The following is an 11,134-nucleotide window of genomic DNA, read 5'->3' on the forward strand; positions in this document are numbered from 1 at the left end:
GTTGGTTTTGATGTGGTTATTGGAAATCCTCCTTATGGGTTATTTCCTTCCAAATCAGAATTAGTCTTATTGATTAATAAATATAATTATCTAGGTATAAATAATACCCTAAAAGACAGCTATTTTACATTCTGCTTATTAGGTTTAAAAGATATTTTAAAAACTCATGGATACCTATGTTGTATAGTACCTAATACTTGGAAATTAATTGATGTAGCACAGCAGTTTAGACAAAGTTTAATTAGTGAGTTTTATTTTTTGGGTATAGATGAATTTAAAACAAAAATCTTTGATGAAGCGACGGTAGACTGTGATATTATTTTTATCCAAAAAAATAAATTAGCAGAATATAATGTGAACATAAAACTGAGAAATAGAAATATAATTGAGCGTGTCAATACTCTATCAAAAAATACTTTATTAAAACAGCGATTTTTTAATTTTTCACTTGATGAAAAGCAAATATTGTTATTAGATAAAATTCAATCATGCTCTTTCTTAGTAAAAGATTACTTTGAAATAAAAAATGGTGTTAAACCTTACGAAGTTGGTAAAGGTTATCCACCACAGACGAAAAAAATATTAGATGAAAAACCTTATACTGCTGAAACTAAATTAAATGATAAATTTCAACCATTAATAGGTGGACGTTATTTTCATAAATATGTGATTTTATGGAATGAAAATTTCTGGATAAGCTATGGTCAATGGCTCGCAGCACCCAGAGAAGAATCAATATTTCAAGCCAAAGAAAAACTAATTTTCAGACAAACTAGTGATCAAATAATTGGAACTTTGATTTCCTCTGGATTTATCATACGGAATAACGTTCATATTATTCTCAAAAAAGATGAAAAGTTTGATATTTTTGATCTTAAATATCTGCTAAGTATCTTAAACTCAAAATTAGTTGATTTTGTTTACACTAGTATCAATCCAGAAAGGGGAGAAGCCTTCGCAGAGGTAAAAGCATTTCATTTAGGAATGTTACCCTTTTATCCACTTTCAAGAAAAGATCAAGTTCCTTTTATTAAAATAGTTGATCAAATTCTCACCGCTAAAAAATTAGATCCAAAAGCAGATACAACCACATTAGAAACAGAAATAGATCAACTAGTTTATCAACTTTATGAATTAACACCAGAGGAAATTAAAATCATAGCAGGGTAAATACCATAAATTTCAGATCAGGGCTAAAGCCCTGACTACAAACAAAAGATGATAATTTTTCAATAAATACCACAAATCCTAAATCCCCGACTTCTTTTTTATCTTGTCAAGATAATCTCAGAAGTCAGGGATATTATTTTCATTCCTAACGCACCTCATTTAAACTTTCAATTTGCTTGGTAAACATCTCTGTAAACAAACTCATTACCGTCCGTTCTTCACGAACTTTAATATTAGCAGTAATGGACATTCCTGACTGTAAAGATATCTTTCTATCTTGATTCGTGAGATTTAAATGTTGTCTATCTAACTTAACTGTGGCCGGAAATCTATAAAATTGATAATTTTGGTCTGGAGGTAAAGCATCTGAACCAATCTTAGTTACTTGACCTTTAATATCACCAAATTCACTAAAGGGAAAGGAGTCAATTCTTACATCTACATTCATACCTTTTTTAACAAAACCAATATCTCTATTGGTAATGAAAATTTCTGCTGATAGGTTTTCTTTGGGGACAATTTGTAGTAATTTTTGTGTGGAATTAGCAACAAAACCAACATTTTTAGGTTGGAGATCAAAAACTATTCCTCCTACTGGAGCGCGAAGTTCTTGATATTTAAAGTTTAATTGTGTTTGGGATATTTTGCTATTAATATCTGCCAAACGCTGTTCATTCTCTAAAATGACCTTCGTGAACTGACTATCAATTTCAGCAATGCGTTGTTTGTTAGCACCTATTCTTTCCAAAATCTCTTTACCGGAACTAGCAACTGTATTAGTTAATTGCTCTTTTCCTTTATCAATATCAAATTCTAGACGTTTTACTTCTTCTTGCAATTGTGATATTTCCGTTGCAAGATTTTGTACCTGTTGTTGCTGATTCAAATATTGAAGTTGGGAAATACCTCCTTCTTCCGCTAAGACTTTAATTTTGGCTAAAATACCGCTTTGAATTGCTAGACTACTGCGAGTATCTTGGAGTTTAAATTTAGTTTGAGAAAGTTGTTTTCTGATTTTTTCGACTTCTAAATCTGCGGCTTTGGAACGGGACGTTAATTCTATTTTAGAAATTGCTAGTAGTTGTTCTTCATCAATTCCTATTCCTGCTGTTCCTGGTGAATTTCTCAATTGAGATCGTAATAGTTCATTTGCTGCTACTAAAGAAGCACGACTTTTGAGCAGAAAAGCTGCTTCTCCTGGTATTTTACTGCGTAAAAATTCTATTTCAGATTCTTTACCTCTGCTTGCTCCCATTAAGCGACGATAGATATTGTTTTCTTGAATTAAAGCTATGCGAATTTTATTCAAGGCATTTAATTCTGCTAGGGTAGCAATAGACTCAAATTTTAATAACAATTGTCCTGGTTTTACTTCGTCTCCATCTTTGACATAAATTGATTTAACCACTCCATTAACGGGAGCTTGTACCTCTTTGACTGTTCCTTCTGGTTTTAATTGACCTGTTGCAGGAATTGTTTGTTCAATTTTCGCTAAACAAGCCCAAGTAATTCCAAAACAAGCCAATCCCATGAGGGTGATCATGATGGTTCGTGACCAGATTGGAGATTGTCGTAAAACTACAGATTGCTCGAAATTATCAAAATTAAAGTCAATTTTGGGCTGTTGGGAATTGGGTTTGGGTTTGGGAGATGTTAATACTTTTGAATCTTTATATGATCCATTACCATTACCATTTCCGTTGCCATTTCCGTTGCTAAGATTACCATTAACTTGAGTCATAATAATTTGGGATTTGGGATTTTAGATTGAATATTTACTGGGGTGTAATTTGATCTTGGCTCTGTTATCAGTTGTATTTTATTTCAACAATTGGCAGGGTTTAGCATTGCTAAACCCCTAGAAATAATTGACTACAAATTTACTTCCTGTTGTTGATAAAGATAGAAATAATGACCTTTAGCAGCCATAAGTTCTTGATGACTACCTTGTTCTATCATTCTACTATTATCCATGACGACGATAGTATCGGCATTACTCACAGTATTTAAACGGTGGGTAATGAAGAAAACGGTACTACCTTTAAAAGCGCGAGCTAAGTTCAGACAAATTTGTTTTTCGGTGGGATAATCTAGGGCGCTGGTGGCTTCATCTAGAACTAGTAATTTAGGTCTTTGTAACACAGAACGTGCGATCGCAATTCTTTGTCTTTGTCCACCAGAAAGGGCTGATCCTCTTTCTCCAACTCGCGTATTATAACCTTGGGGTAAACTCATGATAAACTCATGAGCTACGGCAATTTGAGCAGCTTCAATAATCTCCTCTGTTGTGGCTTCAGGATTGGTTAAGGCAATATTTTCCTGTACTGTACCATCAAATAAAAGGGTATCTTGAGGAACTACACCAATTTGTCGTCGCAGAGAATAAAGTTCGACTTTGGCAATGTCATAACCATCAACTAAAATTCTGCCAGATTCTGTTTCATAAAGTCTGAGCAGTAATTTCATCATTGTACTTTTACCCGAACCACTTTGTCCGACAATACCGACAAATTGACCTGCGGGAAACTCGACATTAACATTACTCAATTGTAGGGGTCCTGAGGCAGCAAATCGGAAGGAAACGTTTTCATATTTGACTGCACCAATAATCGGTGGCAGGGGAATGTTATTCTTATCTATTTCTGCTTCTTGGGGACTGTCAACAATATCGCTTAGTCGTTCTAAAGATAACCCAGTTTCTTGGAAGTTTTGCCAGATTTGTGCCAGCCTTAATATGGGAGTGGTAACGTAACTAGAAATAATCCGAAAGGCAATTAATTCTCCTAATGTTAGTTCTTGTTTTAAAACTAAATAAGCTCCCACCCATAAAACTAATAAGCTGCTGAGTTTGCTTAAAAACTGACTTGTGGAGTTAGCTAATGTGGAAGTAATAACGGTTTTAAAACCTGCGGCCACAAATTTAGCATATTTTTTTTGCCAAGAAAAACGCGATCGCAATTCAATATTTTGGGCTTTGACTGTTTGAATACCTGACATCACCTCCACTAAATAAGATTGAGTTTCGGCGTTACGTTCTGCTTTACTTCTTAATTGTCTACTCACTGTTGGGGCAGCAATTAATGTCACTAACACAAATAGAGGGATTGTTCCTAAGCCTACCAGGGTTAGCTGCCAACTGTAAAACAGCATGACCACTATATAAACTACGGAAAATAAGGCATCTAACACTACTGTTAAGGCCGTACCCGTGAGGAACTGACGAATATTTTCTAGTTCATTAATTCTGGTGGATAATTCACCCACTGGCCTTTTATCAAAATACCGCAGTGGTAAGCGCAGTAGGTGGTCAATAATTTGTGACCCCAAACTCATATCAATGCGGTTGGTGGTATCTACAAATAAGTAAGTCCGCAATGTAGTTAATACCGCTTCAAATACACCCACTGCTAATAGTAATACTCCTAAAACATTTAGGGTATTAATACTATTTTGAACGATAACTTTATCAATAATTAGCTGAATAACTAGAGGATTAGCTAGGGCGGCTAATTGGACGAAGAAGGAAGCAATAAATACTTCTATCAACACCCGCCGGTAACGGGATAAGTAAGGAACAAACCATCCTAAACCAAAGCGTTCTTTAGGCGTTTCCTTAGTCGCACTCAGCAATAAAACCCTAACTTGTGGTTGTAAGTTGGTTTCATCTGTTTCTAATTCTTCTAGCAATTTATCAAGGTTGGTGTTGATAATACCTTGAGATGGTACACCCAAAACGGCTTTTTTTCCATTTACGGCATAAAGAACTGCAAAACTATCACGATAGTGAATTAATGCTGGGGTAGGAATGCGGTTAATGGAAACAGCCGGAACATCAACTAGCTGGGATTTGAGTCCAATTAATTCTGATAAATAAGCACAAAGTTGAAACGATACACTGCCTTGACGCTTGATTTGGTCATTTAAAATGCGGCGGACTACTTCTTTCCGAAAGGGAATTTCTAAATGCTTGGATAGCATTTGAAAACAGGCCAAACTAGATTCTAGTTCTCCCTGTCCTTTAAAAAAGGGATATTTTTGATTGTTTGGTAAATCCTTTGATGTACTTGTCCCAATAAATTCCGATTCTGTTGCGTAGGGAACTTCTTCTATGGTGACAGTACCATCTAATAGATTTTCTAATTTCTCTGTTTTTAGAGGTGGACTATCAATTAATGATAAATCACTCTGACTGATACCCAACAAGCGGATAGGCAGTTTATCTTTAACTTCAATTACTTCATCTTCTAAACGATCACCAGGGTTTAAATTGCTCAGATTACAACTACTACTTACAAACCAAATCCGACTACTTTCTAATTCTCGTAAAGGTGTTTTTCCTGGTCGTAAATAATGAATTTTTGACCCTAATAAGACCTGTTGAGTCAGGTCTTTAAGGTTATGATTAGCTAAAGGTTGTTGTGCTATCTGTAAACTCAAGATATCAAATACTTCTGCCAAATTAGTTATTTGTTGACGAGCTTGAGCAAATGCTAAATTTCCAGATAGGAATTGTAAATAATCTGCGGCATTCCAGGTTAAACATATCACCTCTTCATAGGCGATCGCTGTTTCGCAAGGAATTTGACGTAACCAAGAATTTTCCCCAATTACCGCTCCTGGTTCTACTATTTTTAAAGTAATTGGTGATTGGTTTTCGGGGTATCCTAGTAGTCTGACCCGCCCCTGATAAAGAATTGATACTTTTTGAGGTAATTGTTCTTTGCCAACAATTTTCTGCCCCATACGGTAACGTAAAGGCTGTAAAATTTGTGGTGATGAGAGTTTGCTAATTTCCTCATTTGATAATTGGTCAAACCCTGGAATCGTGGCAATAAATTCTTCAAAGGTACTCTTAGTATAAGTCATGTTTCTTGAGGTTAATTATGTTAATTTATATTGGCAAAAGGAGTAGGCAATTTATGATGTTTTAATTTCCCATTTTTGTTCTGTCATTTGTGCTTGTAACCATTGATTAAATTTTTCATTCAGCAACCGTTGCCGCATTGAACGATCCAGTTGGGCTGGCAGTAATTTTTCCAAGCGGACAATTACCAGTACATTATTAATTTGAGTTGGTGGTGATAACTGCTGTGGCTGACTTCTTGAAAGAATATTCACCAATGTTGGATGCAGAGATTGTAAATCTATTGGACCGACTAAGCCATCAGTTTGAGCTTCTGGACCTTGGGCATATTCCCGTGCTAACTCAGCAAAAGACTGTTCACCCTCTTTAATGCGGAAGTAGATTTCTTGGGCAATTCCGATTTCCGAGGTCGTAATTAGGGAATAAATTACCCTATCCAATTGGGCTTTACGTTGAAAGAAGTAAGAGTTTAAATCCCCACCCCAAGTGGCCTCTTTAAACTTTTCTAGTTTTAATTGTCGCATGGCCATGATCTTCAACTGCTGGAATTTTTCTCCTTGTTGATCTATTCCCTGATACTGTTGGGCTATTTGTTCACAGACCTGTTTTTCTTCTTCTGGAGTATAAACAATTTCGGCAGCAGCGATCGCTTGATCAATGATAATTTCCTTGATTAATACAGGAATAAGCTGGTATTCCGATATTAATGATAGAACTTCTCCGGGCTGGAGAATGTGATCGCCCCATTGTAATACTTGATTCTTATGGCTTGTGATCAGATTTGTCACCGTTTTTAACTGCTTTTGCAAATATAATAGGACTAGGTTTTAAACAGGTTGTCTTTTGGTTAAGACTAGATAATCTACTATTCCTTTACTCTTTTTTCGAGTTAGTGTATAGATATTATCAGTAAATTTTTCATTGGCAGAGGTTAAATTTAGATAGTCAGGCTGTTCATACTTACATATTTTGGATATTTTTTGGATATTATTGTACCAAAATACCATGAATTGATAAATTTGTCATACTAAAGTTACTTTTACTCTGTAAATCTTTGCTAACCTTAACTATCGCATCATCCCCTACTAAATTGCTCGTTGTAGATCACAAAAAATCAGGCTGGTAAATCGTAATTACGAGTTACCAGCCTGAAATAGATGACCAAATTTAACGAAATCTGCCAGGATTTAGACGAATTGTGTCTTTTTGTTGTGTATTTTGTCTAATTCCTACTCCATTTCTCAATTTTTTGGCAGTACCACCATCTTGAGGATCAAGATATGGTTTCAAATTAATCCCACTTCTAGAAGAACTAAGCTGATTATTACCACCTATAAGTGTTTGTCCTATGTTGTATAAACTATCTCTATTACCCCCTTGACGGTCGGTATAGGTATCAACAGCAATAGTTTGTTGTCCACTATCAGCAGTAGTGAGATTTTGAAATACACTATTACGGACTGCATAGGGATCTTTACCACGGGGTACTGTTAAGACAATTCGACAATTGGGTTGGGCTTCAGTGGTGACACAAATAATGTTCTCGTTGTTTTCTACAGCTATTTGTAGTTCTTGTAAACCATCGGCACGATATAATTCTAAACGCCCCGCGATCGCTTGACAACGTTTTTGGGTATCCCAACCCCCACCTAAATTTTGAGGTGCAGCCCAAGCAAAATATTGTCCTGGTTGACTTTGGGGCTGATACATGACTATAAACTGTCCATTGTAGGATTGACAACTAAATCTTGTACTACTGTTAACTGTGGTAGAATTTGGTATAGTAGTTGTAGTTGAACCCGATGGAACTGTAGTTGAACCTGATGGAACTGTAGTTGAACCTGATGGAACTGTAGGTACAACAACTTGAGCAACAGTCACAGCATTCCCAAAAAATAAAGAACAGCCAAGACTACTCAAGAATAACAAACGCAGTGATTGTAAAGACATAAATATAAGCCGTAGTGGAGATATGTAAATAGCTGATATCTATATTGACCCAGAATATAAGTTTTTAGTTCATGGAAAAACTTGTTTTTTTGGAGACAGCCAGCCAAAAATTGGTTATATATAGCAGAAACCGCCCCAAGCTACGAAGAACTATCAGTAGCTTACAGCGGTTTCTCGATTAGGTTGTAATTCAATAAAAAAAATAGAGAGGTGAACCGGACAGACAATCAATTAAATCAAATCTAAAACACGCTTCCTCAATTTCTCATCTTTACGGACACTTTAATAACGTGAGTTTCAACACCTCCAATAACAATTTGGTGAGATTCAGGCGAAAACACTTTGACAGGAAGCAAAAACCTAGAATTGATTGCCAAGACACTAGAGCAGGAGGCACAAACTCTAATGGAAAAATTTTGATTTCAGGTTTAACTTTTAACCTTTTTGTACCATGCTCTTAATCTAGCATCAGTTTTTCCCTCTGGATTGTATATTTACTAAACTTGAAAGTTATTAATGTATTGTAACAATCATGAAATATTTCTTAAAATTTGCCTAGTCCTGCCTATTCCCTGCTAACGCTATATTAGAGGTTTTATGAGTTATGCACCCATGGAAATTATGATTGGTTGGCTCTACCCCAAATTAATGAGTACCTATGGTGATCGGGGAAATGTGATCACCATAGAACGTCGCGCCCAGTGGCGGGGGTATAATGTGACTGTATTACCCTTGGATCAAAATTCCACCGCAGAAGATATTAAATCAGTAGACGTAATTGTCGGTGGTGGGGCCCAGGACCGTCAACAAGAAATTGTGATGCGGGATTTACAGGGTGCAAAAGCCGATGCCATGCGTCATAAAATAGAAAATGGTACACCGGGAGTTTTTACCTGTGGTTCTCCTCAACTACTGGGAAATTATTATGAACCAGCTTTTGGGAAAAGAATTGAGGGTTTAGGAATATTGGATTTAGTTTCTATTCATCCTGGTGAAAATACTAAAAGATGTATTGGTAATTTGGTCATAGAAGTTACAGCTTCTCGGTTAGCAGCAGAATTGCAAGCAATGACAGGGATAAAACCTTATTTAGTCGGGTTTGAAAATCACGGTGGCCGAACTAAATTAGGAAAAGTGGAAGCTTTGGGGCAGGTAGTGTATGGCTTGGGTAATAATGGAGAAGATGGAACAGAAGGAGCGTTTTATCAAAATGCGATCGCTACCTACTCCCATGGTCCATTATTACCTAAAAATCCCTTTGTTGCTGATTGGTTAATTCAAACCGCGTTAAGATTAAAATATCAGCAAGAAATCAAACTTTCAACTTTAGATGATACCTTAGCGATGCAGGGACGAGAAGCAATGTTTAAACGGTTAAAAGTTGATTTACCCACTGCTGCGGGAATCAGAATCTAAAATAGGTGTAGTTTAGATTAAATAAGAATCTCAACTTTAATATTAAACTACATGATTTTTATAGAAAATCAACTGAATTTTCTGTAAAACATCTGATAAGTTACTATAAAAAACCGAAATTGTTTAGTTAGTCATCATTTAAAATCTGTGGAACTTCCTTCTTTACCAGAATTTGATCATCATTTAAACCAGCACATGGATCAGGGTTTAAAAGAATTGCTCAATCGTCTTATTATCAGAATGCAACGAGACGAATTGATCAGACAAACGACAAATCAATTGCGAGAATCTTTAAAGGTTGATCGGGTAGTATTGTATTATTTTTATGGACAATGGCAAGGACAGGTAACATTTGAGTCGTTAAGTGCTGATAAATATTCGATTCTCGGTTCTACAGGTCCTAGTGATTGTTTTAATCATGAGTATGCAATGATGTACTTGGAAAAACGAGTCAGAGCGATCGCTGATATAGAATTAGAAGCAATCGAGGATTGTCACCGGGAATTTCTGCGCGGTATGCAGGTACGTGCCAATTTAGTAGTCCCAATTTTAATACCAAGGGGATTATGGGGACTATTAGTAGCTCATCACTGTCAAAGTGCGCGTTCTTGGACTTTAACAGATATTGAATTGATGCAAAAGGGAGCGGGAACTTTAGCAACAGATTCTAATATTTTAGAAAGTTAATCACGCAGAAGATGTTTCTGATGTTGATGTTTCTTAGATACAGCAACTTGTATAAAGGTTGGCTACAATGGTCGAGAAGATAAAAGTAAAAAATAATATAAAATCTTACTCAAATAGTGGGTATGAGTGACCTGTACCAGAACAGGTGGATGGGAATTTGTCCTGGGTGTCGAATAAGAGTCTATTTTTCTAATCTCAAAATCACATCCTAACTCATTGGTAGGAATTTTCACTTTAGTAGTAGAATAACAATGTTAAGTTTTATGTGCCGACATTCAGGATATAAAACAAGACCATACAAAATCCGTAATTTCCGAAGCTTCTTTCATAGCTTTTAACAAGACAACAGTAAAGAGAGGATTTCACAACATGGCATTTACACAACCCCCCTTACCTTTTGCTTCTGACGCTTTAGAGTCTTACGGCATGAAAGCTGAAACCTTTGAGTATCATTATGGTAAACATCATAAAGCTTATGTAGATAATTTGAACAAGCTGGTTGATGGTACAGAGTTAGCTCACAAGTCTTTGGAAGAAGTAATTAAAATCGCTTTTGGTGACTCTGCTAAGGCTGGAATCTTCAACAATGCGGCTCAAGTTTGGAATCACTCTTTTTTCTGGAATTGCTTAAAACCGGCTGGTGGTGGCGCTCCTACAGGTGCTTTAGCTGCTAAAATCGCTCAGGATTTTGGTAGCTTTGACAAATTCAAAGAAGAATTTTCTACCGCTGCTGCTACTCAATTCGGTAGTGGTTGGGCTTGGTTGGTTGATGATCATGGCACTCTCAAAGTCATGAAAACACCAAACGCAGAAAATCCCCTAGCTCATGGTAAAAAAGCACTGTTGACCATTGACGTTTGGGAACACGCATACTACATTGACTTTAAAAATGCTCGTCCTGCATTCATCAAGAATTTCTTAGATAACTTGGTGAACTGGGATTTTGTCGCTGCAAATTTCGCTGCTTAGATTTTAATGGGTAATTGGGTAATGGGTAATGGGTAATGGGTAATGGGTAATGGGTAATGGGTAATGGGTAATGGGTAA

General features: G+C 36.2%; 8 protein-coding genes. 4 read left to right on the forward strand and 4 right to left on the reverse strand.

Annotated features, from left to right (window positions below; translation table 11 throughout):
- Positions 1-1,170, forward strand: a 1,170-nt coding sequence (locus ACIR131C_RS0107775; protein WP_028089737.1) for a TaqI-like C-terminal specificity domain-containing protein, incomplete at its 5' end; no start/stop codon positions are given.
- Positions 1,171-1,315: 145 nt separating this feature from the next.
- On the opposite strand, the gene ACIR131C_RS0107780 is transcribed toward ACIR131C_RS0107775, so the two are convergent.
- The 4 genes from ACIR131C_RS0107780 to ACIR131C_RS0107795 all read right to left on the reverse strand — a co-directional run bounded on the left by ACIR131C_RS0107780 (position 1,316) and on the right by ACIR131C_RS0107795 (position 7,984).
- Positions 1,316-2,911: a beta-barrel domain-containing protein gene (locus ACIR131C_RS0107780; protein WP_028089738.1), complete on the reverse strand. Its 1,596-nt coding sequence runs from the start codon at positions 2,909-2,911 to the stop codon at positions 1,316-1,318.
- A 131-nt stretch (positions 2,912-3,042) separates the two neighbouring features.
- Entirely contained in the window at positions 3,043-6,036 is a 2,994-nt protein-coding gene (locus tag ACIR131C_RS0107785; protein ID WP_028089739.1) for a peptidase domain-containing ABC transporter, read from the reverse strand.
- Positions 6,037-6,087: 51 nt separating this feature from the next.
- Entirely contained in the window at positions 6,088-6,813 is a 726-nt protein-coding gene (locus ACIR131C_RS0107790; RefSeq protein WP_155963054.1) for a peptidylprolyl isomerase, read from the reverse strand.
- A 388-nt stretch (positions 6,814-7,201) separates the two neighbouring features.
- Positions 7,202-7,984, reverse strand: coding sequence for a COP23 domain-containing protein (locus ACIR131C_RS0107795; RefSeq protein ID WP_028089741.1), 783 nt, complete (start codon positions 7,982-7,984; stop codon positions 7,202-7,204).
- A 597-nt stretch (positions 7,985-8,581) separates the two neighbouring features.
- Between ACIR131C_RS0107795 and ACIR131C_RS0107800 the strand changes: the two genes are divergently transcribed.
- The 3 genes from ACIR131C_RS0107800 (at position 8,582) to sodB (ending at position 11,056) form a co-directional block, all read left to right on the forward strand.
- Positions 8,582-9,400, forward strand: coding sequence for a type 1 glutamine amidotransferase (locus ACIR131C_RS0107800; protein WP_028089742.1), 819 nt, complete (start codon positions 8,582-8,584; stop codon positions 9,398-9,400).
- A gap of 195 nt (positions 9,401-9,595) precedes the next feature.
- On the forward strand, positions 9,596-10,087 hold the full coding sequence (locus tag ACIR131C_RS0107805; protein ID WP_155963056.1) for a GAF domain-containing protein: 492 nt from the start codon (positions 9,596-9,598) through the stop codon (positions 10,085-10,087).
- A gap of 369 nt (positions 10,088-10,456) precedes the next feature.
- A complete protein-coding gene (gene sodB, locus ACIR131C_RS0107810) occupies positions 10,457-11,056 on the forward strand; it encodes a superoxide dismutase [Fe] (protein WP_028082620.1) in 600 nt (199 codons plus the stop codon).
- Positions 11,057-11,134: the final 78 nt, after the last annotated feature.

The sequence above is a fragment of the Dolichospermum circinale AWQC131C genome (assembly GCF_000426905.1).
GTDB classification, from domain to species: domain Bacteria; phylum Cyanobacteriota; class Cyanobacteriia; order Cyanobacteriales; family Nostocaceae; genus Dolichospermum; species Dolichospermum circinale.